The sequence below is a fragment of the Streptomyces sp. NPDC037288 genome (assembly GCF_055603265.1).
The window spans coordinates 1-24,443 of the sequence record NZ_JBVJVY010000010.1 but is presented as its reverse complement, the minus strand read 5'-3'; the positions used below and the strand labels follow the sequence as shown (position 1 = coordinate 24,443).

28 protein-coding genes, 2 tRNA genes and 1 pseudogene are annotated in these 24,443 nt (G+C 72.7%); 17 read left to right on the top strand and 14 right to left on the bottom strand.

Features of this window, described 5'->3' with window-relative positions; all coding sequences use genetic code 11:
- Positions 1-7: 7 nt before the first annotated feature.
- The 3 genes and pseudogenes from ACZ7GZ_RS14460 to ACZ7GZ_RS14450 all read left to right on the top strand — a co-directional run.
- A pseudogene (locus ACZ7GZ_RS14460) lies at positions 8-554 on the top strand (NUDIX domain-containing protein); the annotation flags it as partial.
- The gene (locus ACZ7GZ_RS14455; protein WP_471024139.1) at positions 551-1,387 is read left to right on the top strand and encodes a GNAT family N-acetyltransferase; all 837 of its coding nucleotides are present in this window, start codon (positions 551-553) and stop codon (positions 1,385-1,387) included. The pseudogene ACZ7GZ_RS14460 and the gene ACZ7GZ_RS14455, both read left to right, overlap by 4 nt.
- 111 nt (positions 1,388-1,498) lie before the next feature.
- Complete coding sequence (locus ACZ7GZ_RS14450; RefSeq protein WP_471024138.1) at positions 1,499-2,143, top strand: LysE family translocator; 645 nt, start codon at positions 1,499-1,501, stop codon at positions 2,141-2,143.
- Positions 2,144-2,281: 138 nt separating this feature from the next.
- Here ACZ7GZ_RS14450 and ACZ7GZ_RS14445 read toward each other — a convergent pair.
- A tRNA-Pro gene (locus tag ACZ7GZ_RS14445) sits at positions 2,282-2,355 on the bottom strand.
- A 116-nt stretch (positions 2,356-2,471) separates the two neighbouring features.
- Between ACZ7GZ_RS14445 and ACZ7GZ_RS14440 the strand changes: the two genes are divergently transcribed.
- On the top strand, positions 2,472-2,978 hold the full coding sequence (locus ACZ7GZ_RS14440; RefSeq protein ID WP_471024136.1) for a DUF309 domain-containing protein: 507 nt from the start codon (positions 2,472-2,474) through the stop codon (positions 2,976-2,978).
- 82 nt (positions 2,979-3,060) lie between these two features.
- A complete protein-coding gene (gene cobF / locus ACZ7GZ_RS14435; protein ID WP_471024135.1) occupies positions 3,061-3,834 on the top strand; it encodes a precorrin-6A synthase (deacetylating) in 774 nt (257 codons plus the stop codon).
- A 24-nt stretch (positions 3,835-3,858) separates the two neighbouring features.
- Here the strand turns inward: cobF and ACZ7GZ_RS14430 are convergent, their stop codons facing one another.
- Complete coding sequence (locus ACZ7GZ_RS14430) at positions 3,859-4,614, bottom strand: cobalt-precorrin-6A reductase (RefSeq protein WP_471024133.1); 756 nt, start codon at positions 4,612-4,614, stop codon at positions 3,859-3,861.
- A gap of 110 nt (positions 4,615-4,724) precedes the next feature.
- Between ACZ7GZ_RS14430 and ACZ7GZ_RS14425 the strand changes: the two genes are divergently transcribed.
- Positions 4,725-5,516, top strand: a complete 792-nt coding sequence (locus tag ACZ7GZ_RS14425; RefSeq protein ID WP_471024132.1) for an HAD-IIA family hydrolase — start codon at positions 4,725-4,727, stop codon at positions 5,514-5,516.
- On the opposite strand, the gene ACZ7GZ_RS14420 is transcribed toward ACZ7GZ_RS14425, so the two are convergent.
- From ACZ7GZ_RS14420 to ACZ7GZ_RS14410, 3 genes are all read right to left on the bottom strand, one after another.
- The gene (locus ACZ7GZ_RS14420; protein ID WP_471024130.1) at positions 5,513-6,292 is read right to left on the bottom strand and encodes a sulfite exporter TauE/SafE family protein; all 780 of its coding nucleotides are present in this window, start codon (positions 6,290-6,292) and stop codon (positions 5,513-5,515) included. The two genes, ACZ7GZ_RS14425 and ACZ7GZ_RS14420, sit on opposite strands and share 4 nt — an antisense overlap.
- 72 nt (positions 6,293-6,364) lie before the next feature.
- A complete protein-coding gene (locus ACZ7GZ_RS14415) occupies positions 6,365-7,879 on the bottom strand; it encodes a long-chain-fatty-acid--CoA ligase (protein ID WP_471024128.1) in 1,515 nt (504 codons plus the stop codon).
- A gap of 60 nt (positions 7,880-7,939) precedes the next feature.
- Positions 7,940-9,127: a thiolase family protein gene (locus ACZ7GZ_RS14410; RefSeq protein WP_471024127.1), complete on the bottom strand. Its 1,188-nt coding sequence runs from the start codon at positions 9,125-9,127 to the stop codon at positions 7,940-7,942.
- A 162-nt stretch (positions 9,128-9,289) separates the two neighbouring features.
- Between ACZ7GZ_RS14410 and ACZ7GZ_RS14405 the strand changes: the two genes are divergently transcribed.
- From ACZ7GZ_RS14405 to ACZ7GZ_RS14390, 4 genes are all read left to right on the top strand, one after another.
- Positions 9,290-10,099, top strand: a complete 810-nt coding sequence (locus ACZ7GZ_RS14405; RefSeq protein ID WP_471024126.1) for an alpha/beta hydrolase — start codon at positions 9,290-9,292, stop codon at positions 10,097-10,099.
- Between the two features lie 92 nt (positions 10,100-10,191).
- On the top strand, positions 10,192-10,683 hold the full coding sequence (locus ACZ7GZ_RS14400) for a Dps family protein (RefSeq protein WP_471024124.1): 492 nt from the start codon (positions 10,192-10,194) through the stop codon (positions 10,681-10,683).
- Between the two features lie 30 nt (positions 10,684-10,713).
- On the top strand, positions 10,714-11,055 hold the full coding sequence (locus ACZ7GZ_RS14395) for a DUF3140 domain-containing protein (protein WP_471024122.1): 342 nt from the start codon (positions 10,714-10,716) through the stop codon (positions 11,053-11,055).
- Between the two features lie 17 nt (positions 11,056-11,072).
- Positions 11,073-11,720 (top strand): endonuclease, encoded by a 648-nt coding sequence (locus tag ACZ7GZ_RS14390; protein WP_471024120.1) that lies wholly within the window; start codon positions 11,073-11,075, stop codon positions 11,718-11,720.
- 5 nt (positions 11,721-11,725) lie between these two features.
- Here the strand turns inward: ACZ7GZ_RS14390 and ACZ7GZ_RS14385 are convergent, their stop codons facing one another.
- Entirely contained in the window at positions 11,726-11,944 is a 219-nt protein-coding gene (locus tag ACZ7GZ_RS14385) for a hypothetical protein (protein ID WP_471024119.1), read from the bottom strand.
- Between the two features lie 176 nt (positions 11,945-12,120).
- The gene (locus tag ACZ7GZ_RS14380) at positions 12,121-12,975 is read right to left on the bottom strand and encodes a Cof-type HAD-IIB family hydrolase (protein ID WP_471024117.1); all 855 of its coding nucleotides are present in this window, start codon (positions 12,973-12,975) and stop codon (positions 12,121-12,123) included.
- Positions 12,976-13,147: 172 nt separating this feature from the next.
- Between ACZ7GZ_RS14380 and ACZ7GZ_RS14375 the strand changes: the two genes are divergently transcribed.
- The 5 genes from ACZ7GZ_RS14375 (at position 13,148) to ACZ7GZ_RS14355 (ending at position 18,135) form a co-directional block, all read left to right on the top strand.
- Positions 13,148-13,960 carry an SAM-dependent methyltransferase gene (locus ACZ7GZ_RS14375; protein ID WP_471024373.1) on the top strand — a complete coding sequence of 271 codons (813 nt, stop codon included), beginning with the start codon at positions 13,148-13,150 and terminating at the stop codon, positions 13,958-13,960.
- 33 nt (positions 13,961-13,993) lie between these two features.
- Entirely contained in the window at positions 13,994-15,397 is a 1,404-nt protein-coding gene (locus ACZ7GZ_RS14370; protein ID WP_471024115.1) for a type I glutamate--ammonia ligase, read from the top strand.
- A 2-nt stretch (positions 15,398-15,399) separates the two neighbouring features.
- Positions 15,400-16,581, top strand: a complete 1,182-nt coding sequence (locus ACZ7GZ_RS14365) for an amidohydrolase family protein (protein WP_471024113.1) — start codon at positions 15,400-15,402, stop codon at positions 16,579-16,581.
- A gap of 7 nt (positions 16,582-16,588) precedes the next feature.
- On the top strand, positions 16,589-17,125 hold the full coding sequence (locus ACZ7GZ_RS14360) for an NUDIX hydrolase family protein (RefSeq protein WP_471024112.1): 537 nt from the start codon (positions 16,589-16,591) through the stop codon (positions 17,123-17,125).
- Between the two features lie 182 nt (positions 17,126-17,307).
- Positions 17,308-18,135 carry a COG4705 family protein gene (locus ACZ7GZ_RS14355; protein WP_471024110.1) on the top strand — a complete coding sequence of 276 codons (828 nt, stop codon included), beginning with the start codon at positions 17,308-17,310 and terminating at the stop codon, positions 18,133-18,135.
- A 45-nt stretch (positions 18,136-18,180) separates the two neighbouring features.
- Here ACZ7GZ_RS14355 and ACZ7GZ_RS14350 read toward each other — a convergent pair whose 3' ends face one another.
- Both ACZ7GZ_RS14350 and ACZ7GZ_RS14345 read right to left on the bottom strand, forming a co-directional pair.
- Positions 18,181-18,324: a hypothetical protein gene (locus ACZ7GZ_RS14350; protein WP_471024109.1), complete on the bottom strand. Its 144-nt coding sequence runs from the start codon at positions 18,322-18,324 to the stop codon at positions 18,181-18,183.
- A gap of 435 nt (positions 18,325-18,759) precedes the next feature.
- Positions 18,760-18,833 (bottom strand) — tRNA-Pro (locus ACZ7GZ_RS14345).
- Between the two features lie 124 nt (positions 18,834-18,957).
- On the opposite strand from ACZ7GZ_RS14345, the gene ACZ7GZ_RS14340 reads away from it, so the two are divergent.
- The gene (locus ACZ7GZ_RS14340; RefSeq protein ID WP_471024107.1) at positions 18,958-19,665 is read left to right on the top strand and encodes a transketolase; all 708 of its coding nucleotides are present in this window, start codon (positions 18,958-18,960) and stop codon (positions 19,663-19,665) included.
- 54 nt (positions 19,666-19,719) lie between these two features.
- Positions 19,720-20,622, top strand: coding sequence for a transketolase family protein (locus ACZ7GZ_RS14335; RefSeq protein WP_471024106.1), 903 nt, complete (start codon positions 19,720-19,722; stop codon positions 20,620-20,622).
- A 67-nt stretch (positions 20,623-20,689) separates the two neighbouring features.
- On the opposite strand, the gene ACZ7GZ_RS14330 is transcribed toward ACZ7GZ_RS14335, so the two are convergent.
- From ACZ7GZ_RS14330 to ACZ7GZ_RS14310, 5 genes are read right to left on the bottom strand one after another with little or no spacing between them, the layout of a single operon-like run.
- A complete protein-coding gene (locus ACZ7GZ_RS14330; RefSeq protein WP_471024104.1) occupies positions 20,690-21,049 on the bottom strand; it encodes an MmcQ/YjbR family DNA-binding protein in 360 nt (119 codons plus the stop codon).
- A 30-nt stretch (positions 21,050-21,079) separates the two neighbouring features.
- A complete protein-coding gene (locus ACZ7GZ_RS14325) occupies positions 21,080-21,595 on the bottom strand; it encodes a GNAT family N-acetyltransferase (protein ID WP_471024371.1) in 516 nt (171 codons plus the stop codon).
- Between the two features lie 2 nt (positions 21,596-21,597).
- Positions 21,598-22,167 (bottom strand): helix-turn-helix domain-containing protein, encoded by a 570-nt coding sequence (locus tag ACZ7GZ_RS14320; RefSeq protein ID WP_471024102.1) that lies wholly within the window; start codon positions 22,165-22,167, stop codon positions 21,598-21,600.
- Positions 22,168-22,213: 46 nt separating this feature from the next.
- Positions 22,214-23,119 carry a LysR family transcriptional regulator gene (locus ACZ7GZ_RS14315; protein WP_471024100.1) on the bottom strand — a complete coding sequence of 302 codons (906 nt, stop codon included), beginning with the start codon at positions 23,117-23,119 and terminating at the stop codon, positions 22,214-22,216.
- A gap of 30 nt (positions 23,120-23,149) precedes the next feature.
- Positions 23,150-24,343, bottom strand: coding sequence for a glycine C-acetyltransferase (locus ACZ7GZ_RS14310; RefSeq protein ID WP_471024099.1), 1,194 nt, complete (start codon positions 24,341-24,343; stop codon positions 23,150-23,152).
- Positions 24,344-24,443 lie beyond the last annotated feature (100 nt).

The following is a 24,443-nucleotide window of genomic DNA, read 5'->3' as shown; positions in this document are numbered from 1 at the left end:
CCCATCCTCAACAGCGCCACGGCCTCGCCGGTGGGCCGGACCTTGGGAGCCGCCTCTCGCCCACGCGGCAGTGGGCGTCGGCGCCGTGCTGCCCGGGCCCCGGGGCCTGTTCCTGGGCCGGCACCGGCTGCGCACGCGGGAGCTGCCCGGGAGGGACCGTGGAGCCGGGCGAGTCCCTGCAGGAGGCAGTCGTGCGCGAACTCGCCGAGGAGACCGGCCTGTACGCCGATCCCGCCGACGTACGCCTCCTGGGCATGCTCCTCGACCAGGTAGGCGAGGTCGTCCGCATCACTTTCGGCGCGCTCGTCACCCGCTGGCGCGGAGAGCCGGCCGACCAGCCCGGCGAGAGCGTCGGCGACCGGCGCTGGTGGCCGCTGGACGCCCTGCCCCCGGACCTGTTCGAGTGCAGCGCCCAGATCCTCACCGTCTGGCGCCCCGACCTGCCGATCGACCACGCACCCGCCCGCTTCACCCCCGTCACCGACCCGCACGGACAACCGCACAGTAGCCCCCAACCGCCCCACCCAGCGCCGAAAAAGGGATCGATAGCGTGACCACTCCACGCCGTGCAACGCCCGCCGACACCGAAGGCATCACCCGCCTGCGATCGGAGCTGATCCTCTCCCAACCGCTCGACCCGACCTGGCTGGCCCTGTGCCGAGACCAGCTGGCCGAACGCCTCCAGCCTGGGGGTGACGCCCGGGCCTACGTCGTCGACGCACCCGATGGAGGACTCGCCACCTGCGCGCTGGCCCTGGTCAGCCCCGTACTGCCCGCACCCCGGTACCCACAGGGACTGGCCGCACGCATCCAGGCCGTGGCCACCCGGCCCGGCCACCGACGCCGTGGCTACGCCAAAGCCGCTCTCAGCGCACTCCTCAACGACCTGGAGCAGGAAGGCGTCACACTCTTCGAACTGCACGCCAGTGACCATTCGAGGCCCCTGTACGAGGCCCTCGGATTCACCAGCGATCCGGCACTCATGCGCAGAACCACACTGCCCCCGCAACCGCGCGAGCACCATACGCGTGCCGCCACCACCGACGAATGGGACACGATCCGGCGCCTGGCCGGCACTTTCAGCCGCCACGACACCGACAACGGACTCCGCCCGGAGGAGCAGTGGACCCTGCAAGTGCTCAAGCTCGCCGAGGAAGTGGGCGAGGCCGCACAGGCCGTCATCGGTGCCCGTGGGACCAATCCCCGGAAAGGGCACAGCCACACATGGACAGACGTCCAGGACGAGGTGGCCGACGCCGTCATCACCGGCATGGTCGCCCTGGCACGACTGCGCCCCGACGCACGTGAACACTTCACTGCCGTCCTGGCCCGCAAAGCCGTGAAGTTCCTCGGCCTGGACGACTCCGGCAACGGGATGCTCCGCTGACCCCGCGTTGTCACGAGGTGACCTGTCCAAGGCAGGTGGATGGGCCTGGAGCGGACGGTTCGCCATCTGTTTGGATGACCTCTGGTGGGCAATCCAGGAGGTGGCAGACGCATGGTGTCGATGGAGAGCATTCTCGCGTTCGCGGCGATGTCACTGCTGGTGATCGTCATTCCGGGGCCGAGCGTGCTGTTCGTGATCGGCAGAGCCCTGGCGCACGGCCGGCGCACGGCGCTCGCGACCGTCCTGGGCAACCTGATCGGTTCGTACGTCCTGGTGACCGCTGTGGCGTGGGGCCTCGGCACGCTGGTGGAGACGTCCGCGGCGGTGTTCACGGGCGTGAAGCTGGCCGGCGCGGCGTATCTCGTCCACCTGGGCGTGCAGGCGTTCCGGCACCGCAAGGAGATGCGCGCGGCGGACTTGCAGGCCCCGGCGGGTGAGCGGCGCGGCGATCTGCGCACGGTCCTGGATGGCGTTTTCGTGGGCTTCACCAACCCGAAGGGCCTCATCTTCTTCGCGGCGGTGCTGCCGCAGTTCGTGAACCACTCGGCGGGCCGTGTCCCCCTGCAGATGATGGTGTTGGGGCTGGTCCCGGTGGCTATCGGCATGATCACGGACACCCTGTGGGGACTGGGCGCCTCGGCGGCCCGGTCCTGGTTCGCCCGCTCGGACCGCCGCCTGTCGATGGTCGGCGGGGCGGGCGGCTTCGCGATGATCGGTCTGGGCGTAACCGTGGCAGTGACGGGCCGCGCCGACTAACACCATGTCCTGTGCGGTGAGTCGTACGTCCGCTCGATCACCCACCGGCAGGTGCCCAGCCCCCACCGGACCCCGAAAACGGTCCAGGGCCGGTTTCGGAATCCTCCGAAACCGACCCTGACCTGTGACTCTCACAAGTCGGGACGACAGGATTTGAACCTGCGACCCCTTGACCCCCAGTCAAGTGCGCTACCAAGCTGCGCCACGTCCCGATGCGCTCACTCGCGGTGACCCGCGTGATCGCGCGAACAGAACTTTACCCCACCTCCGGGAGTGCGCCGAAGAGGGCCCGGGACGACGTGGCGGGAGGCGGGGGACAATCGGCCGTATGACGAGTGCGGGCGCATCGGATGCCAGGGACCGGGACGTGCAGGGGCGGGCGCGCAACGCCCGGCCCCGGGACGGGCTCGGACGCCCACTGCCCTACGGCGCGCAGGGCGTCCCCCGGCAGCCGGAGGGGGTCGTACGGGCGCCGGACGAGACGGTCGCTCAGGCTCAGGAACTGCTGGACACGGGCAAGCCGTTCCACGCGCACGAGGTGTTCGAGGACGCCTGGAAGTCGGGGCCGGACGAGGAGCGCGCGCTGTGGCGGGGCCTGGCACAGCTGGCGGTCGGGCTCACCCACGCGGCCCGCGGCAACGCCGTCGGGGGTGCGCGTCTGCTGCGGCGGGGCGCCGGGGCGCTCGGGCAGTGGGAGACGGAACAGGGCGAGGACCGGCCGTACGGGATCGATCTCGCCGGGCTCACCCGGTGGGCGCGGGAACTGGCGGGGCGCGTGGAGAGCACAGGCCGCCCGGTGGACGCGCCAGCCGAGGCGCCCCGGCTCCGCTCCTGATACGTGTCCTGGTGCGGGCGGCCGGGGCCCGGCGTGCGGAGGCGCCGCACCCGCTGCCGGCGGCATGCGGCAGACTCGGGGCGTGCGAAAGATTCATGTCATCGGTATCGGCGCGGGCGACCCCGACCAGCTGACCCTGCAGGCGGTCAGGGCGCTGCGGAGCACGGACGTGTTCTTCCTCCTCGACAAGGGCGAGGTGAAGAGCGATCTCACCCAGCTCCGCCGGGACATGCTGGAGGCGCATCTGCCCGGTGGGTCCTACCGGGTGGTGGAGGCCCGTGACCCGGAGCGGGACCGGAGGGCGGGCGGGCCGGCGTACTCACCGGCCGTGGAGGACTGGCGCAGCGCGCGGGCCGGGATCTACGAGCGGCTGATCACCGAGGAACTGGGTGAGGACGGCACCGGCGCCTTCCTGGTATGGGGCGATCCGGCGCTGTACGACAGCACGCTCGGGATTCTGCAGGAGGTGCTGGAGCGCGGCGCGGTGGAGTTCGCGTACGACGTCATCCCCGGCATCAGCAGTGTCTCCGCGCTGGTCGCCCGGCATCGCACGGGACTGAACCGGGTGGCCCGGCCGGTGCAGATCACCACCGGGCGGCGGCTGGCCGAGGGCTTCCCCGAGGGCGTCGACGACGTGGTCGTGATGCTGGACGCCCACCAGGCCTTCCGGCGGTACGCCGGGGAGGACATCGACATCTACTGGGGCGCGTACATCGGCACCCCGGACGAGATCCTCGTCTCCGGCCCGATCGGCGAGGCCGGTCCGCGCATCGAGCAGGTGCGGGCGGAGGCGCGCGAGCGCAAGGGCTGGATCATGGACACGTACCTGTTGCGCAGAAACCCCGGCGACAGCTGAGTCCTTCCCCCGGCCGCCTCGTCGTCACGCCGGGCCGAGGCCCAGCCACTCCAGTGCGCCCGCCACGTCCGGCACCGCCGTCACACCCTGCGGCAGCGCAGGGCGGTGCACGACGATCACGGGCAGGCCCAGTCGCCGGGCTGCCGTCAGCTTCGCGGCCGTCGCCTCGGCACCGCTGTCCTTGGTCACGAGGACCTCGATGCGGTGCCCCCGCAGCAGCTCGGTCTCGTCGGCGACCGTGAACGGGCCGCGGGCCAGGACCACTTCGGTGTCCGGCGGCAGGGGCGGCTCGGGTGGCTCGACCGACCGTATGACGAAGTGCAGGTCCGTCAGATGGGCGAACGCGGCGAGGCCCAGGCGTCCGGTGCTGAGGAACGCCCTGCGGCCGAGACCGGGCAGCGCCTCGGCGGCCCCGGCCAGGGACGGGACGTCGTACCAGCGGTCGCCGGGGCCCGGGTGCCAGCCGGGGCGGCGCAGCACCACGGCCGGCACTCCGGTGGCCGCCGCCGCGTGGGCCGCGTGGGCCGTGATGGCCTCGGCGAAGGGGTGGGTGGCGTCCACCAGAGCGTCCACGTGGTGGGCGCGCAGCCAGTCGGCCAGGCCCTGCGCGCCGCCGAAGCCGCCGATCCGTACCTCGCCCGCCACGGCTCCCGGGCGGGCGACACGGCCCGCCAAGGACGTGGTGACCCGGACGCCGGGCCGGGCGGCGAGGTCGGCGGCGAGGCGGCGGGCCTCGGTGGTGCCGCCGAGGACCAGGACGTGCGCGGGTACAGCGGGCATAGGGGTGAGGGTACGAGGTCGTACGGGCCGGTGCGGCGTCCGGGTCGCTACGGTCTCGGTCATGGAGGTCAGTCACAGAGACCACCGAGGTCGTGGAGGTCGTGGAAGTCATGGAATCCGTGCGTGCCGTGCTGATCGACATCGACGGTGTCCTCACCGTCTCCTGGAAGCCGCTGCCGGGTGCGGTGGGGGCGCTGCGAAGGATCCGCGCGGCCGGGCTCGGTGTGGCGCTGGTGACGAACACGACGTCCCGGACCCGGGCGTCGATCGCCGGGACCCTGGGCGAGGCGGGTTTCGAGGTGGCGGCCGAGGACGTCCTCACCGCGCCCTCCGTCACCGCCGCCCACCTGGCCGAGCACTACCCTGGCGCCCGCTGCGCGCTGCTCAACAGCGGGGACATCGCGGAGGACCTCGGTGACGTCACGCTCGTGGACGACGATCCCGAGGTGGTCGTGTTCGGCGGTGCCGGGCCGGAGTTCGACTACGCGGCGCTCAACCGGGCCTTCGGGCACCTCCAGCGGGGTGCTCGACTGGTCGCCATGCACCGCAACCTGTACTGGCGGACCGAGTCCGGGCTGCAACTGGACTCGGGGGCCTTCCTGCCCGGTCTCGAACAGGCGGCCCGAGTCGAGGCGGAGGTGACGGGCAAGCCCTCCCGGGCGTTCTTCGAGGCGGCGCTGGCCCGGCTCGGAGCCGGCGCCGGGCAGGCACTGATGGTGGGCGACGACGTGGAGTCGGACGTGCTCGCGGCCCAACGGGCCGGGCTCACCGGGGTGCTGGTGCGGACGGGGAAGTTCCAGCAGGAGACACTGGAGGGCGCGAGCGGCACCCCCGACCACGTCCTGGACTCGTTCGCGGACCTGCCGGCGCTGCTGGGGGCGGCCGAGGACACGGAGCGCTAACGCAGCAGCAGCTGCGCTCCGCCCACGATCGTCGCCGCGATCACGAGTTGTTCGAAGAGCCGCTGGTTGATCCTGTTCACAGCCCACTTGCCGAACAACGCACCCGGCACGACGAACACCGCGAGTGCGGCGTCGAGGAGCAGCGAACGGCCGTCGATCAGGCCGAGACCCACACTGAACGGCACCTTCGAGACGTTCACGATGAGGAAGAAGAACGCCGACGTGCCGAGGAAGCCCAGCTTCCGGAAGCCCGCTGACAGCAGGTACAGCGACATCACCGGGCCGCCCGCGTTGGCGACCATCGTGGTGAACCCGCCGAGGACGCCGTACGAGCGGGCCTTGGCGCGACCCGCCCGGGTGGTCACCGCGTCCGGCGCGCCCCCTGCCCCGCCGTTCTCGCGGCGCCGCCGCCACAGGGTGACACCGGCCATCAGCAGCAGGATCGCGCCGATCGAGGTCCGTACGACCCCGTCGTCGGCCCACATCAGGAACAGCGTGCCGGCCACCACACCGGCCGCGACGGCCGGGAACAGCCGCCACAGGGTGGGCCAGTGGGCGTGCCGCCGGTAGGTGAGGACGGCGAGCACGTCACCGGCGATCAGGACGGGCAGCAGTACGCCGGTGGAGGCGCGGGCCGGCAGGACCGCCGCGAAGATCGCGAGGCTCACCGTGTTGGCCCCACTCACGGCGGTCTTGGAGAAGCCGACGAGCAGGGCCGCGACGGCGAGCGCCGCGAACCCCCAGCCGGACATGTGCCAGAGCGTCATCGTGTTCATGCGGGGACCGATGTTATGTCCGGACAAGCCCCCGGCGTAAGGACCGTCTCGGCAGGTGACCCCCGTCGCCCGTCATGACCGGTCCGTGTACCGCGCCCGGAGTTCCCGCTTCAGCACCTTCAGGCTGGGCCCGAGCGGCATCGCGTCCGTGAACTCCACACGCCTCGGGTACTTGTGCCGGCCGAGGTGTTCCCTGGACCACTCGGTGATCGCGGCGGCGTCGGGTCCGGTGCCCGGTGCCGGGACGACGACGGCGCAGACCTCCTCGCCGTGCAGGTCGTCGGGCAGGCCGATGACCGCGACCTGCGCGATGCCCGGGTGGCGCATCAGGACCTCCTCCACCTCCCGCGGGTACACGTTGTAGCCGCCGCGGATGATGACGTCCTTCTTGCGGTCGACGATCCTGAGGAAGCCCTCGTCGTCCTTGGTGCCGAGGTCGCCGGTGCGGAACCAGCCGTCGACCAGGGCCTCGGCCGTTGCCTCGGGGCGGCCGAGGTAGCCGGTGAAGACGTTGTGGCCGCGGATGACGACCTCGCCCAGCTCGCCGTGCGGCAGCAGCTCGATGCGGTCCTCGGCCTCGGCGCGGGCGATCTCCACGTCGACGCCCCACAGCGGGTGGCCGATGGTGCCGGACCTGGTGCCGAAGACGGGCTGGTTGACGGTGGCCGTCGGGGAGGTCTCCGACAGCCCGTACCCCTCGTAGATCCTCGCGCCGAAGGCGGCCTCGAACCGCTCCAGTACGGCGACGGGCAGCGAGGCGCCGCCGGAGACGCACACGCGCAGTTCCGGGAGCAGCTCGGCGTCCCGGGCCGCCGCCGCGAGGGCGACGAACATGGTCGGCACGCCGTGGAAGGTGTTCACGCCCTCCTTCACCATCAGCTCGATGGCGCGGGCCGCGTCGAAGCGGGGCAGCAGTACGAGCGTGGCGCCCGCCCGCCAGGTGGAGTTGAGCGACACCGTCTGACCGAAGGCGTGGAACAGCGGGAGCGCGCCGAGGGCGATGTCGTCGGTCCGGATGTCGTTGGCGTCGAAGGCGTTGACGGTCGCGTTCATCACGATGTTGAAGTGACTGAGCACGGCGCCCTTCGGGACGCCGGTCGTGCCGCTCGTGTAGAAGATCACCGCCGGGTCGTCGACGGCACGGGTGACGTACGACGGCAGCGGCTCGGCGCCGTCCGCGAGTTCGTCGAACTCCTCGCCCAGGGTCACGGTCCGGACGCCCAGGGCGCCGGCGGCGGCCCGTCCGGTCTCCGCCTGCGCCGGGTGCACCAGCAGCAGGGTCGCCCCGCTGTCCTTGAGCACGTGCTCGACCTCGCCGGCCGACAGCAGCAGGTGCACGGGTACGACGACGCCGCCCGCCGCGGCGATCGCGTAGTAGGCGACCGGGAACTCCGCGGTGTTGGGGGCCATCAACGCCACCCGGTCACCGGGGCGTACGCCGAGGCCGGTGAGCACGCCCGCCCGGGCCAGGGCCCTGCGCCACACCTCCGCGAACGTCAGCCGTAGATCGTCTTCGACGAGCGCCGTCTTCTCGGGGCGACGCCGGGCGTTCTCGGCGAGGATGGCGGCGACGGACAGGGTTGCCATGGGGTACTGCTCCGTTTCCTTGCTGCGGCTCGACTGACCAGATCCCCCGTCGGAAAAGCGCTAGTGCCGCTCGACCAGCACCGCGCTCCCCTGCCCCACGCCCACGCACATGGTCGCCAGCCCCCGCCCGGCGCCCGTGCGCCGCATCCGGTGCAGCAGCGTCGTGAGGATGCGGGCGCCCGAGCAGCCGAGGGGGTGGCCGAGGGCGATGGCGCCGCCGGCCGGGTTCACCAGGTCCGGGTCGATGCCCAGCTGGTCGACGCAGGCGAGGGCCTGTGCGGCGAACGCCTCGTTGAACTCGGCCTCCTGCAGGTCGGCGACGTCCCAGCCGGCCCGGGCCAGCGCCTTGCGGGTGGCGGGGACCGGGCCGATGCCCATCACATCGGGGTGGACCCCGGCGGAGGCGCCCGCGACATAGCGGCCCAGGGACTCAAGACCCAGTTCGTTCAGGGCCTCCTCGCTGACCAGCAGCAGTCCGGCCGCGCCGTCGTTCATCGGCGAGGCGTTGCCCGCCGTGACCGTGCCGCCCGGGCGGAAGACCGGCTTGAGGCGGGCCAGCTTCTCCAGTGAGGTGTCCACGCGGACGCACTCGTCCTGCTCGACCACGACCCCGTCCGGGCGCCGCACGGGCAGGAGTTCGTCGTCGAAGTGACCGTTCTTGCGTGCGGCGGCGGCCCGTTGATGGCTGCGCAGGGCGAAGGCGTCCTGCCGCTCGCGGGAGATGCCGTACCGCTCGGCGACCTCCTCGGCGGTCTCGCCCATGGACAGCAGGCCGTGCAGCTCCTTCATCGCGGGGTTGACCAGGCGCCAGCCGAGGCGGGTGTCGTACGTCTCGATGCGCTGGGGCAGGGCCTCGTCGGGGCGGGGCAGTACGAAGGGGGCGCGGCTCATCGACTCGGAGCCGCCCGCGATCACGATGTCGGCCTCGCCGGCGGCGATGGTGCGGGCGGCGGTGGTGACCGCTTCGAGTCCGGAGGCGCACAGCCGGTTGACGGTGGCGCCGGGGACGGAGTCGGGGAGCCCGGCGAGCAGCGCGGCCATGCGGGCCACGTTGCGGTTGTCCTCGCCGGCCTGGTTGGCCGCACCCCAGTAGACGTCGTCGATCCGGGCCGGGTCGAGGCCGGGCACCTCGGCCACCAGGTGGCGGATCACGCCGGCTGCAAGGTCGTCGGGGCGGACGCAGGACAGGGCTCCGCGCAGCTTGCCGATGGGGGTGCGGCGGGCGGCCGCGAAGTGGACGGGACGCACGGCTTGGACTCCTGACCTCCGACTGATCCACGACGCTGTGGACCAGCGACCACACGGGACACTTAATTAGCACTGCTAGTTTTGGACTATAGACCTCCGACCGGCCCGCTGGGAAGATCCCCCCGGACCTTCCGCGAGTCGGCGAAGGAGACCGGAGGAGACATGCCCCACGTCCGCGAGCACACCCTCGACGGCACCCGCGGCTCGATCGCCGTACGCGAGTGGCCGCACCCGGCACCTGGGTACCTGGCCCTGATCGTGCACGGATACGGCGAGCACGCGGGACGGTACGACGAGCCGGCCGCCGTCCTCACCGGCCACGGGGCGGCCGTGTACGGGCCCGATCACGTCGGCCACGGCAGGTCGGCCGGGGAACGCGTGCTGATCGAGGACTTCGAGGACGTCGTCACCGATGTGCACGCGGTGGCGGACCTCGCCCGGTCCGCGCACCCCGGGCTGCCGCTCGTCCTGGTCGGCCACTCCATGGGCGGACTGGTCGCCGCCCGCTACGCCCAGCGGTACGGCGCCGAACTGAGCGCGCTGGTCCTTTCGGGGCCGGTGATCGGCGCCTGGGAGCTGCCGGGGCGGCTGCTGGCCCTTCCGGAGATCCCGGACACCCCGGTCAGCCCGGCCGCGCTCTCCCGGGACCCGGCCGTCGGCGCCGCCTACGCGGCCGATCCGCTGGTGTGGCACGGGCCGATGAAGCGGCCGACGCTGGAGGCGTTCGCCCGGACCCTGGAGGCCGTCGACCAGGGCGGGAACGTGGGCGACCTGCCGCTGCTGTGGCTGCACGGGGACGACGACCGGCTGGTGCCGCTGCCCGGCAGCCGGACCGGCGTGGAGCGGCTCGCCGGCGGCCGGCTGACCGAGCGGGTCTTCCCCGGGGCACGGCACGAGGTGTTCCACGAGTTCTGCAAGAAGGAGGCCTTCGCGGAGGTGATCCGCTTCCTGGACGCGGCACTCAACCGCTGACCAGGCCTGTTTTGCCCCTCTTGGCGCTGGGCACCCGCCCCTTCGGACCGGCAGGACTCCAGACAGTTGCGACGAAAGGGGACGGACACACCATGGCCGTGGTGAAGAGCACGCTGCCCGAGGAGGCGCTCGGGGTCACCGGGACCGCCCTGCAGGAGACCCTGGTGGACCTGCTCGGACTGTCGCTGATCGGGAAGCAGGCGCACTGGAACGTCGTGGGCCCGCGGTTCCGTTCGATCCACCTCCAGCTCGACGAGGTGGTCGAGGCGGCACGCGCCCACTCCGACACGGTCGCCGAACGCGCCGCCGCGCTGGGCGTGCCCCCGGACGGCCGGCCCGAGACCCTCGCCGCGGCCTTCGCGCTGCCCGGCACCAAGGACGGCTGGCTGCGCGACACCGAGGTGGTGGAACTGATGGTGTCCGTGCTCGGGGCGGCCGTCGGCCGGCTGCGCGAACGGATCGCGGCGACGGAGAAGCCCGACCCCGTCACCCAGGACCTGCTGATCTCCGTCACGGCCGACCTGGAGAAGCAGCGCTGGATGTTCGAGGCCGAGAACCACCCGCGCGAGAACGCCCCCAGCTAGCACGACACCCCCGCACGGAAGGGGAAACCCATGGCCGACGCCCTCGAAACCGAAGCACTGTGGGAGGACTTCCACCGCGTCGTGAACATGACCTCCGCCGAGCTCGCCGCCTGGCTGCGGGTCCGCGACGCCGACGAGGAGGCGGAGCCCCTGCCCGAGGAGGCGGGCACGCCGACCGGGCAGCACGTCCTCGCCATCCTCCAGAAACGCCGTACCGACCTCACCGACGACGACATCCGTGTGATGCACAAGGTCGTCGACACGGTCGGGGACCTCGTGGACATGGAAGACGAGCCGGAGCTCGAGACGGCGGCGGACGACGCCCGCCGCCACCGCCTGATGACCATGGGCCACGACCCGCTCAAGCCGTAGACCGGGAGGACCTGGCCATGAACCGCGACGAACGGGTCCTGCGCGAGCTGGTGTCCGCGTACGGGCAGACGTACGCGGAGGAGGCCGGCATCAAACTGAAGGACACCCCGCAGCCGCTGTACCGGCTGCTGGTGCTGGCCCTGCTGCTCAGCGCCCGGATCCGCGCCTCGGTCGCGGTGGCCACCGCGCAGGCCCTGCACGAGGACCACCTGGACAGCCCGCGCCGCATGGCCGAGGCCGCATGGCAACAGCGGGTGGACGCGCTCGGCCGCGGCGGCTACCGGCGCTACGACGAGCGCACCGCCACCCAACTCGGCGACGGCGCCGAGCTGTTGCTGGACCGCTGGGCCGGAGACCTGCGCCGGCTGCACGAGGAGGCGCACGGCGACACCGGGGAACTCAGACGGCTGCTCCAGGAGGAGCCGGGCATCGGCCCGGCCGGCGCCGACATCTTCCTGCGCGAGGCCCAGCGCGTGTGGCCCGAGATCGCGCCCTATCTGGACGACAAGGCGCTCGCCGGGGCGCAGCGGCTCGGGCTGCCCAAGGACCCCCGGAAGCTGACCCGGCGGGCCGGGGACACCGAACCGGCTGTCCTGGCCGCCGCGTTGGTGCGGGCCGCACTGGACGAACAGGTGGCCGAAGACTGTCTGCGCCGCGCGGCATGATCGTGTTACGGAGCCGTGGGCCGCAAGCCCCAGTGCTGACGCAAGCCGTTCGGCATCGGCCGCTGGAACGCCGGGCAGCTGTGGGTGGGTGTGCCCTGGCCCGCGGCCGTCGGCGCCGCCGTGCCCGGGCCGGTGGCGGTCAGCGCGGTGTCGATGCTGCGGCAGGTGGCCGGGGCCTCGCTGAGCACGGCCCAGGAGGCCGACCCACGCCGTACGCCGCGCACGGCGGCACCCTGCCCCCGGGCAGGGCTCGGCCGGATCGCGGGCTGGTACCGGCGGGTTTCGTCGCCGGGGGTGCGCACCTGCAGCCGGCGGCGGCAAACCGGGTGGATCGGGGCCTGGCTCTGGCGGCACCGCCACACGCGGCCCGGGGACCGGCCCACGGGACGCTCAGAGGCCGCTACAGGCCGAGCACGCGGGAGATGGTCCGCAGCACTCCGTTGTCGTTGTTGGACGGCGCGAGGTGGCGGGAGCGCCGGACCACCTCCGGGTGGGCGTTGGCCATCGCGAACGACCAGTCGGCGGCGTCGAGCATCTCCAGGTCGTTGAGGTAGTCGCCGAAGACCATGGTCTGCGCGGGCGTGATGCCGAGGGCCCGCTGCAGGCCGCGCAGCGCGGTGCCCTTGTTCGCGGTGCGGTGCATGACGTCCACCCAGTGCTCGCCGGAGACGACGACCTGGTGGGTGGCGGTGAACGTGTCGAGGGCCGGGGCGGTGGAGTGCTCGGCCGGCCCGAAGTCGAACAGCGCGACCTTGATGACGTCGTCGTCGACGGCGGTGACGTCCTCGACGATCCGGTGCTCGACGTAGTACTTGCGGACCTCCGCCAGGAACGCCTCGTCGGTCCGCTCGACGTACGCCGCCCGCTTGCCGCACACCACGGCGCCGACGTCCACGCCCTCCGCGACCAGCCGCCGTACCGTACGGGCCACCCCGGCGGCGACGGACCCGTCCATCGTGTCGGAGCTCAGCTCCACGCCGTCGCGGACCACGTACGTGCCGTTCTCCGCTATGAACACCATGCCCTCGGCGACATCCGCGAACTGCCTCGCCAGCGTGGCGTACTGGCGGCCACTCGCCGGGCTGAACAGCACCCCGCGCCGGCGCAGTTCGGCGAGCATCGGCCACAGCCCGTCGGGGATCCGCTTGGCGTCGTCCAGCAGCGTGCCGTCCATGTCGGTGACGATCAGCCGGATGTCGGCGGGGCCTGCGGGCAGGCCGGGGACGTTCAGAAGGGGCGCGGGCGTGGCGGGCATGTCCTGCTTCCGGTCGGGGACGGCGTACCGGTCCAGTGTTCCGCATGCACGAAGCGGCCCGACGGCCGCCCGGAGCCGACCGGGACCGCCCGGGGTGCGCGTTTCCCGGGACAGGGCGATCAACGGGCGGCACAATGACGGCGAGCACCGAGAACCGGAGAAGGGCGGCGACGTGACCGAGGGCCACTCCCCGGCGGCCGGGCAGGGGAAGCCGAACACCTCCGTGGCGCACAACGCCCGGGTGTGGAACTACTGGATCGGCGGCAAGGACAACTACGAGATCGACCAGCGGGTCGGCGAGCACGTCGCCGGGATGTTCCCGGTGATCCGGGAGGTGGCCCGCGCGGACCGGGAGTTCCTGGTCAGGGCGGTGCGCTTCCTCGCGGCCGAGCGCGGGACACGGCAGTTCCTGGACGTCGGCACCGGCCTGCCGACCGTGGACAACACCCACGAGATCGCGCAGCGGATCGCCCCGGAGTCCCGGATCGTGTACGTCGACAACGACCCGATCGTGCTGGTGCACGCCCGCTCGCTGCTCACCAGCTCCCCCGAGGGCGTCACGGACTACGTCGACGCCGACGTCCACGACCCGGACGGCATCCTGCAGCGCGCCGCCGGCACCCTGGACCTGACCCGGCCGGTCGCGCTGATGATGCTCGGCATCCTGAACTTCGTCCTGGACACCGGCGAGGCCCGGGACATCGTGCGGCGCCTCATGGCGGCGCTGCCCCCGGGCAGTCACCTCGTCCTCACCCACCCCACCCACGACCGTGACGTGGGCGGCGAGGGCAACGTGGCCGCGATGGAGTTCTGGAACGCCAACGCCACCCCGCCGATCACCGCCCGCAGCCGCGCGGAGATCGCCGGCTTCCTCGAGGGCCTCGAGCTCGTCGAACCGGGTCTGGTGCCCTGCTCGCAGTGGCGCGCCGGGGCGGCGTCCGCCGCCGCGGTGCCGCAGTACGGCGCGGTGGCCGTGAAACCCTGACACCGGCACCGCGCGGACAGCGAAGGAGGACGGATGACCACCCTTGCCGACCCCGTGCCCGGCGGACGCCCGGAGGATCTGCGCCGGGTCGCCGGACTCACCGCGCGCCTCACCGCGCAGGACGTGCGCGGGATCGTGCTGGCCTACGTGGACACCGCGGGCGTCTGCCGGGTGAAGACGATCCCCACAGCGCGGCTGGCGGCGGCGGTGTCCTGGGGCGTCGGCATGTCCCCGGTGTTCGACACCTTCCTGGCCGGCGACTCCATCGTCACCACCGACGTCCTCGGCTCCCCGGACGGTGACCTCCGGCTCTACCCGGACCTGGACCAGCTGGTGGCACTGGCCGGGCAGAGCGGCTGGGCGTGGGCACCGGTGGACCGGATCACCCAGGAGGGCGAGCGGCACCCCGGCTGTGCCCGGACCTTTCTGCGCCGGATCGTCGCCGGCGCCGCCGAACGGCACGGCCTCGCGTTCAAGGCGGCGATCGAGGTGGAGTGGGCGTTCGGGCTCGGCTCGGCGCCGGCCGGGGAGTTCGTGCCGGCGGTGTCCGGTCCGGCGTACGGCGGGACCCGGCAGGTGGAGCTGAGCGACTGCACCGCCGACCTGCTGGCCGCGCTGGCCGCGCAGGGCGTGGACGTCGACCAGCTCCATCCGGAGTACGCCGCCGGGCAGTTCGAGGTTTCGGTGGGCGCGCTGGACCCGGTTGCGGCGGCCGACCGGAGCGTACTGGTACGGCAGACGATCCGCGCGGTCGCCCAGCGGCACGGCCTGCGCGTCTCGTTCTCGCCCGCGGTGTCCGCCGAGGGCGTCGGCAACGGCGGCCATCTGCACCTGTCCTGCTGGCGCGACGGGGTGAACCTGCACGCGGGCGGGGAGCGCCGGTACGGCATGACGCCCGAGGCGGAGTCCTTCGCGGCCGGAATCCTGGCCCGGCTGCCCGCGCTGACGGCGGTCACCGCGCCGAGCCCGGCCAGCTATCTGCGGCTGAGACCGTCGCAGTGGGCCGGGGTGTTCACCGCCTGGGGCCGGGAGACCCGCGAGGCCGCGCTGCGGATGGTCACCGGCACGGCGGGCCGCGGGGCGCAGGACGCCAATCTGGAGGTGAAACCGGTCGACCTGGCCGCCAACCCCTATCTCGCCCTCGGCTGCGTCATCGCCGCCGGCCTCGACGGGATCGACTCGTCCCTCGCCCTCCCGCAGGAGATCACCGGCGACCCGGCCCGGTACGGCCCGGACGAGGCGGTGGCCCACGGCGTACGGCGGCTGCCGCAGTCGCTGGCGCAGGCTGTCGAGGAGTTCCGCCCGGACCGGGTGCTGCGGGCGGCGCTGGGCCCGGTCCTCGCGGACGCGGTGAGCGCCGTACGGCTCGGCGAAGCGGCGGCCGTCCGGGGCCTGGACGACGCGCGGGTGGCGGCGGCCTACCGCTGGGTGTACTGACCATGACCACGCCGGGACCGGTCCACGAGGCCCTCGCCGGGCTGGAGTTGGTGGACCACCACTGCCACGGCGCGGTGACGGCCGACCTCGCCCCCGGGCAGTTCGCCTCGCTCCTCACCGAGGGCGAGGCCTGGCCCGGTGTCTCCCCCTTCGACAGCCCCGTCGGTGTGGCCGTGCGCCGCCACTGCGCCCCCCTGCTGGACCTGCCCCGGCACGCGCCGCCGGCCGACTACGTGACGCGCCGCTCGGCCCTGGGCTGGCAGGAGGTCAACCGCCGCTTCCTGCGCGCCGCGCGGGCCGGGGCGTTCCTCGTGGACACCGGCTACGCCCCGCACCCGCTCACCTCGCCCGCCGAACTGGCCGAGGCCGCCGGCGCCCCCGCCTACGAGGTCGTACGCCTGGAACAGGTGGCGGAGGCGGTGGCCGGGCTGGGTGTCGAGCCGGACGCGTACGCGACCGCGTTCCGTGCGGCCGCCGAGGAGGCGGTGTGCCGGCCGGACGTGGTCGCGGTGAAGTCGGTGGCCGCCTACCGCACCGGCTTCGCCCTGGACCCGGCCCGGCCGACGGACGACGAGGTGACCGGGGCCGCCCGGCGCTGGCTCGCGGGCGGCGGCCGGCTCGGCGACCCGGTCCTGGTGCGGCACCTGCTGTGGACCGCCGTGGACCTCGGCCTGCCCCTGCAGCTGCACACCGGTTTCGGGGACGCCGACCTGCGGCTGCACCACGCCGATCCGGCCCTGCTGACCGACTGGCTGCGCCTGGTCTCCGGCACGGTCCCGGTCCTGCTGCTGCACTGCTGGCCGTACCACCGCCAAGCCGCCTATCTGGCCGCGGTGTTCGAGCGGGTGTACCTGGACGTGGGCCTCGCCCTGCACCACACCGGGCCGGCCCGCTGCCGGGCCGTGCTGGAGGAGGCGCTGGAGATCACCCCGTTCCGCAAACTGCTGTACAGCTCCGACGCCTACGGAGTGGCCGAATTCCATCACCTCGGCGCCCTGTGCTTCCGCCAGGGGCTCGCCGATCTGCTCCAAGCCCGCGTCGACGCGGACGAGTTGAGCCTGCCCGACGCCCTGCGGATCGCGGCCTGGACCGGCCGCGACAACGCCCGGCGCCTCTACGGAGTGCCCGTCTGCGACGACGCCCCGGCCCACGACCCCGGCAAACGCCCCACCCGGAAAGTATGATCAAGCAATGTCTGACATGACCGAGACCACGCCCGGCTGGCTGAGCACCGACGAGCTGGAAATGGCCAGGGCCCGGATGCCGATCCTGTACGTCGAGGCCGTACCCGTGCGCGTGGACGACAGCGGCGAAGTCACCAGCATCGGACTGCTGCTGCGGATCGGCCCCGAGGGGACGGTCAGCCGGACCCTGGTCTCGGGCCGCGTCCTGCACCACGAGCGGGTCCGCGACGCCCTGCTGCGCCATCTGGAGAAGGACCTCGGCCCGGTCGCGCTCCCCCGCGTCCCGGCGTCGCTGCAGCCCTTCACCGTCGCGGAGTACTTCCCGACGGCGGGCATCACGCCGTACCACGATCCGCGTCAGCACGCGGTGTCCCTCGCCTACATCGTCCCGGTCTCGGGCGACTGCCGCCCCCGGCAGGACGCGCTGGACCTCGTCTGGTTCAGCCCGCAGGAGGCCGCCTCCCCGGCCGTGCAGAGCGAGATGCCGGGCGGACACGGGGTGCTGCTGAAGCAGGCGCTCGCCCACGTGGGCCTGACGTACTGAGGCCGGCGGCACCCGACCCGCCTGTCTACCAGGCCGGTCGGGCCGCCGACCAGGGCTTTCCGCGACGCGTTCAGGTTGCGTTCAGGTCCGCGGCCGCCCGTGGCAACAGCTGCACCAGAAGCCCCAAAACAATGGCAAAGGGGGCTGGGGACAGTGCAGTTGGACGTGCCAAGGTGCGGGCCATGAGCACAGAGCACGTCCTGGACGACCGGCCTCGCGGGCACACCCGCGCGCGCATACGCGAGAGCGCGACGAAGGTGCCGGAGGTCACCGTCTACTTCTGGATCATCAAGGTCCTCACCACCGGCATGGGCGAGACCGCCTCCGACTTCCTGGCCCATCTGCTGGGCCCCGTCCCGGCGGTCGGGCTCGGCGGTCTCGCCTTCGCGGCGTCCCTGGTGCTCCAGTTCGCCGTCCGCCGGTACGTGGCCTGGATCTACTGGACGGCGATCGTCATGGTCAGCGTGTTCGGCACGATGGCCGCGGACGTGCTCCACGTAGGTCTCGGCGTCCCCTACACCCTGTCCACCCCGCTGTTCCTCCTCGCCCTGGCCGCCGTCTTCGCGCTCTGGTACGCGACCGAGCGCACCCTGTCCATCCACTCCATCCGCACCCGGCGCCGCGAGTTCTACTACTGGGCCGCCGTCCTCGCGACGTTCGCGCTGGGCACGGCGGCGGGCGACCTCACCGCGACCATCGGCCTCGGGTACGCCGGCTCGGTGGTCCTCTTCGCCGGGGCGATCTGCGTCCCGGCGCTCGCCCACCGCGCGGGACTGCTGGGCGCGGTGGCCGCGTTCTGGACGGCGTACGTCCTCACCCGCCCGCTCGGCGCCTCCCTCGCCGACTGGATGGCCCTGCCGGCGAGGCGCGGCGGCCTGGAGTGGGGTCTGGGCCCGGTCACCCTGTCCTGGACGGCGGCGATCGTGGGCTTCGTGACCTTCCTGGCGGTGTCACACCGGGACACCGAGCCCACCCGCCCGACCCCGCGTCCCGCGTCCGACAGGATCTGACCCCGCGACCCCTTGACCCTCCGGAATGAGGGCCAAGGGGTTCTCTCATGCCATGGGGCGCCACATGGCGTCGGACACCTGTTGGGCTTCCGGTCCCAGCCCGTGCTGCTGTTCCAGCCCGCACTCGTAGTCGTAGGCCCACTTCCCCGTGTTCACGTCGACCGCGTGCGCGCAGATGTCGATCGGCACACTGCCCGGGTTGTGGATACCGGCCTGGGGACTGACCCCGGAGCCTCCGTTGCCGAGAGAGCAGGAGTCGAGGGAGACGTTGAAGGCGACCGGCGCGTAGCTGCCCCTGGCCTCGCTGCGGCAGGTGTAGCCCGTGGGGTGAATGGTGGCCGCCGAGGCGGACTGGGTTGGGTCGTCGGCTGTGGACGGTCCGGGACCAGGGACGCCGAGGAGACCCGTCAGGTGCTGCGGAAGGCCGGGTGCCGTGGGTTCGGCGGAGCCGGCGCGGGGTTCGCCGTGGAGGGCGAGCAGAGCGGGGCTCCCTTTGTCCGGTGTTTGTGACGAATCGTCACGGTGCTTGTGGCGAAATGTGACACGAAAGCCCGAACATGATCAAGGGCCCCCTCACTGATGTGAGAGGGCCCTTTGACCTGCGACTACGGAGCATTGCTCCCGTCGGGACGACAGGATTTGAACCTGCGACCCCTTGACCCCCAGTCAAGTGCGCTACCAAGCTGCGCCACGTCCCGGTGCCGTTTGACCTGGGGTTTCCCGGGTCGAAACGCGCAGGGAAACAATACCGCACTCGGGTCGGTGGTCGCGCATCGCTTTTCCGGTTGACCTCAAGCTCGGTTGAGGTTGCACGATCACGGCATGACGATCACAGGGGACCACAGCCGCACGTACGGCTACGACGACCTGCCCGGCCTGATGAGTCTCATGACGGGCGACGAGAAGCACGGCCCGGCGGCCACCTCCACGCTCGACGTGCTGTGGGTGCTCTACGACCAGGTGCTCCGGGTCACGCCGGAACGGCGGGAGGATCCGGGCCGGGACCGGTTCCTGCTGAGCAAGGGGCACGGGCCCATGGCGTATTACGCGGTGCTGGCCGCGAAGGGCTTCGTGCCCGTCGAGTGGCTGCCCGGGTTCGGGGCATACGACTCCCCGCTCGGGCATCACCCGGACCGGGTGCTGGTGCCGGGAGCCGAGATCGGCAGCGGGTCGCTCGGGCACGGGCTGCCGATCGCCGTGGGCAGCGCGCTGGGTCTGCGGGCGCAGGGGCTGCACGACCCCGCGGTGTGGGTGCTGATCGGGGACGCCGAGCTGGACGAGGGCAGCAATCACGAGGCGATCGCCTTCGCCGGGCCCGCCGGCCTGGAGCGGCTGCACACCGTGGTGGTCGACAACTCCTCCGCCAGCCACGCCCGGCCCGGTGGGATCGCCGCCCGGTTCGAGGCCGCGGGCTGGTCCGCGGTGACCGTCGACGGGCGCGATCACGCGGCCCTGTACGGCGCGTTCACCGCACCGCACCCCGGGCGGCCGCACGCGGTAGTGGCCCGCGTGGAACCGAAGAACGCCTGACTCCGCCCGCAGAACGCCCGACCCTCACCTGCTCTCCCGAAAGGCCACCCCTTCATGGACACCATGCGTGACCGCTTCGCCCCCGTCGTCTCCCGGCTGCTGGACGAGGACCCCCGGGTCACGGTGGTCCTCGCCGAGATCGGCAAGGACGGCTTCCGCGAGGCCATGGCCCGGCATCCGGGCCGGGTGATCAACGTCGGTATCCGCGAGCAGCTCCTGGTCGGGGCGGCGGCGGGGCTGGCGCTCACCGGGCTGCGGCCGGTCGTGCACACCTTCGCCAGCTTCCTCGTGGAGCGGCCGTTCGAGCAGGTCAAGCTGGATCTGGGGCACCAGGACACCGGGGCGGTGCTGGTGAGCGCCGCCGCCTCCTTCGACTGGCCGGCCGGCGGCTTCACGCACATGGCTCCCGGTGACGTGGCACTGCTCGACACGCTGGACGGCTGGACCGTGCATGTGCCCGGGCATCCCGACGAGGCCGAGACGCTGCTGCGCCGCGCGGTCGCCGCGGGCGACGACAGGGTGTACGTACGGCTCTCCGTGCAGGCCAACCGGCAGGGCCGGGAGACCGACGGCAAGCACTTCCTGACGGTCCGCGAGGGCCGCTCGGGTGTCGTCGTCGCGGTCGGTCCGGTGCTGGACGCCGTCCTCGCCGCCACGGAGGGTCTGGACCTGACCGTCCTGTACGCGACGACCGTACGGCCCTTCGACGCGGCGGGGCTGCGCCGCGCGACGGATGCCGCGGGTACCGACGTCGTGCTGGTCGAGCCGTATCTCGCGGGGACGTCGGCGGGCGCGGTGAGCGAGGCGCTGTCCGACGTTCCGCACCGGGTTCTCGGCCTCGGCGTCGGCCGCCGTGAGCTACGCCGTTACGGAACCGTCGAGGAGCACATCGCCGCCCACGGCCTGGACCCGGCGAGCCTGCGGGACCGGATCGAGCGGTTCGTGAGGCCCGCGTAGCTGCGGGCAGTTCTACCGCCGCACCGCCGCGGGATCATGCCACCCGGTCCCCGGCCACCGGGGATTTTCACCTCCCGGGCAGCAGCCCCAGCTCGGGGTGGGCGTCGAGGAGCCGGGGCGGGGCGGCCTGCCGCCAGGAGTCGGCGAGGATGTCACGCAGCTCGCCCTCGTCCTCCAGCGCGGCGAGTCTGGCTCTGACCCACGCGAACTGGGCCTCGTGGTCGGCGATCCAGAACTTCCCCGGCTCGGCCGTCACCAGCTCGTCGCGCTCCTCCTTGGGGCAGCGCACGGCGATGGACGTCTCGTCCTCGGGCAGGGTCGCGAACATCTTCCCGGCGACCCGGAACGTGGGCATGCTCCAGGCGACCTTCTCCGTGGTGTCCGGCAGGGACAGGGCGATACGGCGTACGTCTTCTGCGTCCGGCATGCCACGCACCGTAGCTCCTGCCACTGACAGTCACCCTCCCAGCCGCTTGTAGTAGAGCGTCGTGGGCCGCAGCTCGCCCGCCGGGCTGACCGCGTAGTCGGGGATGGTGCCGGCCTCGGTCCAGCCGGCCGAGCGGTAGAGGTACTCGGCGGGACTGCCGGTCTCGGTGTCGAGGTGGAGCAGGGTGATGCCGGCGGCAGCGGCGGCGGCCTCGGCGGTGGCGAGGAGACGGCGGCCGAGCCCCTGTCCGCGCGCGGAGCGATGCACCATCAGCTTCACGAGTTCCGCGCGGTGGCGGCTGTTCGGCTTGTCGGGACAGGCCAGGCTCACGGTGCCGGCCGGCCGGTCACTGTCGTCGAGGGCCGCCCACACGGCGAGCCGGCCGGCCGCCGTAGCCTGCGCCCGCTCCCGCCACCAGGCGGCGGCCTCCGCGCGCGCGAGCGGGGCGAGGAAGCCGACCGAGGCGCCGCCGGCCACGGTGTCGGCCAGCAGCTCCGCCAGCTCCCCGGCACGCGCGCGTACCTGTGTGCCGTTCCAGCGCTCCACCCTCACGGCCGCACCACCGCCAGCACGTACCGCGCCTCGACCGCCGCGCCGCACCGGAACCGGGCCGAGCCGAAGACCCGCATCCGCAGGCAGTCGCCGGTGTCGAGGTGGTGGGCCTGTTCCCCGACGGTCACCTCCAGCGCGCCGTCGAGGACCCACAGATGCTGTTCCAGCCCGGCCACGGGCGGGCGGTCGTAGGCGATGTCGGCGCCCGGTGCCAACCGGCCCTCGACCAGTTCGCCGCGGAGTCCGGCGTGCGGCGGGGACACCGCCCGCCGGACGAAACCCGAGCCCGGGTCCTGCCAGATCCGCTGGTCGGCGGCCCGGACCAGCGGCTCGGGTGCCGCCTCGACCTCGCTGAGCAGCTGGGACATGGTGCGGCCGTAGACATGGCACAGCCGGTTCAGCATGGCGGCGGTGGGGCTGATCTCCGCGCGTTCGGCGCGCGACAGGGTGGACCGGCTCACTCCGCTGCGGTCGGCCAACTCCCCCAGGGACCAGCCGTGCCCGGTGCGCAGCTGGGCCAGCCGGGCGCCGAGCCGGATGTCGAGGGGATCCTCATGGGCTCTCATATCCGGAACGCTATCCCTGATACGAGACAGATGGGTTACGGAACCCTCACGCCTGCTGCGCCGCCCGCCCCAGCGCCTCCAGCACCGGCCGGATCAGCGGATGCCCCTCGGCACCGCGTCGTACGGCGGCGAAGACACGACGCGTGGGTGCCACGCCGTCGACGGGGCGTACGACGACGCCGGTGAGGTCCATCCCGTTCAGGGCCGAGCGCGGTACGAGGGCCACCCCGGCGTCGGCCGAGGCGAGGGCCACGACGGCGCGGAAGTCGTCGGAGGAGTGCTCCAGGCGGGGCTGGAAGCCGGCGTGCTCGCAGGCGAGGACGACCACGTCGTGGCAGGGGTTGCCGGGGTACGGGCCGATCCAGGTGTCCTTGGCAAGCTCGGCGAGGGGGATCTCGGCGGCGTCCGCGAGGCGGTGGCCGACGGGGACGACCGCGTCGAACGGCTCGGCGTACAGCGGGGCATGGGCGAGCCGGGGGTCGTCGGCGGGCGGGGCGCCGCGGTACTCCACGGCGACCGCCACATCGACCTGCCGGTCCAGCACCATGGGCAGGCTCGCGTCGCCCTCGGCGTCCTGGACGCGGATGCGGATGCCGGGCGCGGTGTGCGCCAGCCGGGCCACGGCCGGAGCCACGACCTGGGCGATGCCGGTGGCGAAGGCGGCGACGGTGACCGTGCCCGCCTCGCCCGAGCCGTAGGCCGCCAGCTCCGCCTCGGCCCGCTCCAGCTGGGCGAGGACGGCGTTGGTGTGGCTGAGCAGGATCTCCCCGGCCGGGGTCAGCCGAACACCCTTGGCGCTGCGCTCGACCAGGCGGTGGCCGGTCTCCTGCTCCAGGGCGGTCAGCTGCTGGGAGACGGCGGAGGGGGTGAGATAGAGGGCGGCGGCCGCCGCGGTGACCGTGCGGTGGTCGGCCACCGCACGGAGGATGTGGAGCCGCCGTGCCTCGATCATGCCCCCATTATCCCAGGGGATCCGCGCTGGTCAGGCCGCCAGCTCGGCGCGGGCGGCGACGAACGCGCCGACCGCTCGGTTGACGTCGTCCGTCGAGTGCGCGGCGGACAGCTGGACGCGGATGCGGGCCTGGCCCTGCGGGACGACCGGGTAGGAGAAGCCGATCACGTACACGCCCCGCTCCAGCAGCAGCTCGGCCAGACGGGCCGCCTGCGCCGCGTCGCCGATCATCACGGGGGCGATGGCGTGGTCGCCGGGGAGGATGTCGAAGCCCTCCTCGGTCATCCGGCGGCGGAACAGCGCGGTGTTCTCGGCGAGCCGGACCCGCAGGTCGTCGGCGGACTCCAGCAGGTCGAGGACCTTCAGGGAGGCCGCGGCGATCACCGGGGCGAGGGTGTTGGAGAACAGGTACGGCCGCGAGCGCTGGCGCAGCAGGGCGACGATCTCGGCGCGGGCGGCCACATAGCCGCCGGAGGCGCCGCCGAGGGCCTTGCCGAGGGTGCCGGTGATGATGTCGACGCGGTCCATGACGCCGTGCAGTTCGGGGGTGCCGCGGCCGGTCGGGCCGACGAAGCCGACGGCGTGCGAGTCGTCGACCATGACCATCGCGTCGTAGCGGTCGGCGAGGTCGCAGATCTCGCGCAGGGGCGCTACATAGCCGTCCATGGAGAAGACGCCGTCGGTCACGATCAGGCGGCGCCGGGCGTCGGACGCCTCCTTGAGCTTCGCCTCCAGGTCGGCGAGGTCGCGGTTGGCGTAGCGGAAGCGGCGGGCCTTGGACAGGCGGATGCCGTCGATGATGGAGGCGTGGTTGAGGGCGTCGGAGATCACCGCGTCCTCCTCGCCGAGCAGCGTCTCGAAGACACCGCCGTTGGCGTCGAAGCAGGAGGAGTACAGGATCGTGTCCTCCTGGCCGAGGAAGGCCGAGAGCCGGGCCTCCAGCTCCTTGTGCACCTCCTGGGTGCCGCAGATGAAGCGGACGGAGGCCATGCCGTAGCCCCAGCGGTCGAGCGCGGCGTGGGCGGCGGCGACGACCTCGGGATGGTCGGCGAGGCCCAGGTAGTTGTTGGCGCAGAAGTTGAGGACCTCGCCGGGGCGGCCGCCGGCGGTGACGTCGACGGTCGCGGACTGCGGGGTGCCGATGACCCGCTCGGGCTTGTGCAGGCCGGCGGCCCGGATCTCGTCGAGGGTGACACGCAGGTCGTCGCGTACGGTGTCGAACATGGGGGTCCTTAAGAATGTTGGGCGGTCCGGGAGGACCGGGTGTGGCTGATGGGGTTTCTGCCGTTGATGGCTCCAGGAGAATGGCCGCCCGGTCCTCCGG

Bases quoted from the DNA above. Each gene is read 5' to 3' on its own strand.
- ACZ7GZ_RS14450 (WP_471024138.1), top strand. From the start codon at position 1,499: ATGGTGTCGATGGAGAGCATTCTCGCGTTCGCGGCGATGTCACTGCTG.
- ACZ7GZ_RS14440 (WP_471024136.1), top strand. From the start codon at position 2,472: ATGACGAGTGCGGGCGCATCGGATGCCAGGGACCGGGACGTGCAGGGG.
- ACZ7GZ_RS14430 (WP_471024133.1), bottom strand. From the start codon at position 4,614: ATGCCCGCTGTACCCGCGCACGTCCTGGTCCTCGGCGGCACCACCGAG.
- ACZ7GZ_RS14425 (WP_471024132.1), top strand. From the start codon at position 4,725: ATGGAATCCGTGCGTGCCGTGCTGATCGACATCGACGGTGTCCTCACC.
- ACZ7GZ_RS14420 (WP_471024130.1), bottom strand. From the start codon at position 6,292: ATGAACACGATGACGCTCTGGCACATGTCCGGCTGGGGGTTCGCGGCG.
- ACZ7GZ_RS14415 (WP_471024128.1), bottom strand. From the start codon at position 7,879: ATGGCAACCCTGTCCGTCGCCGCCATCCTCGCCGAGAACGCCCGGCGT.
- ACZ7GZ_RS14405 (WP_471024126.1), top strand. From the start codon at position 9,290: ATGCCCCACGTCCGCGAGCACACCCTCGACGGCACCCGCGGCTCGATC.
- ACZ7GZ_RS14400 (WP_471024124.1), top strand. From the start codon at position 10,192: ATGGCCGTGGTGAAGAGCACGCTGCCCGAGGAGGCGCTCGGGGTCACC.
- ACZ7GZ_RS14395 (WP_471024122.1), top strand. From the start codon at position 10,714: ATGGCCGACGCCCTCGAAACCGAAGCACTGTGGGAGGACTTCCACCGC.
- ACZ7GZ_RS14390 (WP_471024120.1), top strand. From the start codon at position 11,073: ATGAACCGCGACGAACGGGTCCTGCGCGAGCTGGTGTCCGCGTACGGG.
- ACZ7GZ_RS14380 (WP_471024117.1), bottom strand. From the start codon at position 12,975: ATGCCCGCCACGCCCGCGCCCCTTCTGAACGTCCCCGGCCTGCCCGCA.
- ACZ7GZ_RS14370 (WP_471024115.1), top strand. From the start codon at position 13,994: ATGACCACCCTTGCCGACCCCGTGCCCGGCGGACGCCCGGAGGATCTG.
- ACZ7GZ_RS14365 (WP_471024113.1), top strand. From the start codon at position 15,400: ATGACCACGCCGGGACCGGTCCACGAGGCCCTCGCCGGGCTGGAGTTG.
- ACZ7GZ_RS14360 (WP_471024112.1), top strand. From the start codon at position 16,589: ATGTCTGACATGACCGAGACCACGCCCGGCTGGCTGAGCACCGACGAG.
- ACZ7GZ_RS14355 (WP_471024110.1), top strand. From the start codon at position 17,308: ATGAGCACAGAGCACGTCCTGGACGACCGGCCTCGCGGGCACACCCGC.
- ACZ7GZ_RS14340 (WP_471024107.1), top strand. From the start codon at position 18,958: ATGACGATCACAGGGGACCACAGCCGCACGTACGGCTACGACGACCTG.
- ACZ7GZ_RS14335 (WP_471024106.1), top strand. From the start codon at position 19,720: ATGGACACCATGCGTGACCGCTTCGCCCCCGTCGTCTCCCGGCTGCTG.
- ACZ7GZ_RS14330 (WP_471024104.1), bottom strand. From the start codon at position 21,049: ATGCCGGACGCAGAAGACGTACGCCGTATCGCCCTGTCCCTGCCGGAC.
- ACZ7GZ_RS14320 (WP_471024102.1), bottom strand. From the start codon at position 22,167: ATGAGAGCCCATGAGGATCCCCTCGACATCCGGCTCGGCGCCCGGCTG.
- ACZ7GZ_RS14315 (WP_471024100.1), bottom strand. From the start codon at position 23,119: ATGATCGAGGCACGGCGGCTCCACATCCTCCGTGCGGTGGCCGACCAC.
- ACZ7GZ_RS14310 (WP_471024099.1), bottom strand. From the start codon at position 24,343: ATGTTCGACACCGTACGCGACGACCTGCGTGTCACCCTCGACGAGATC.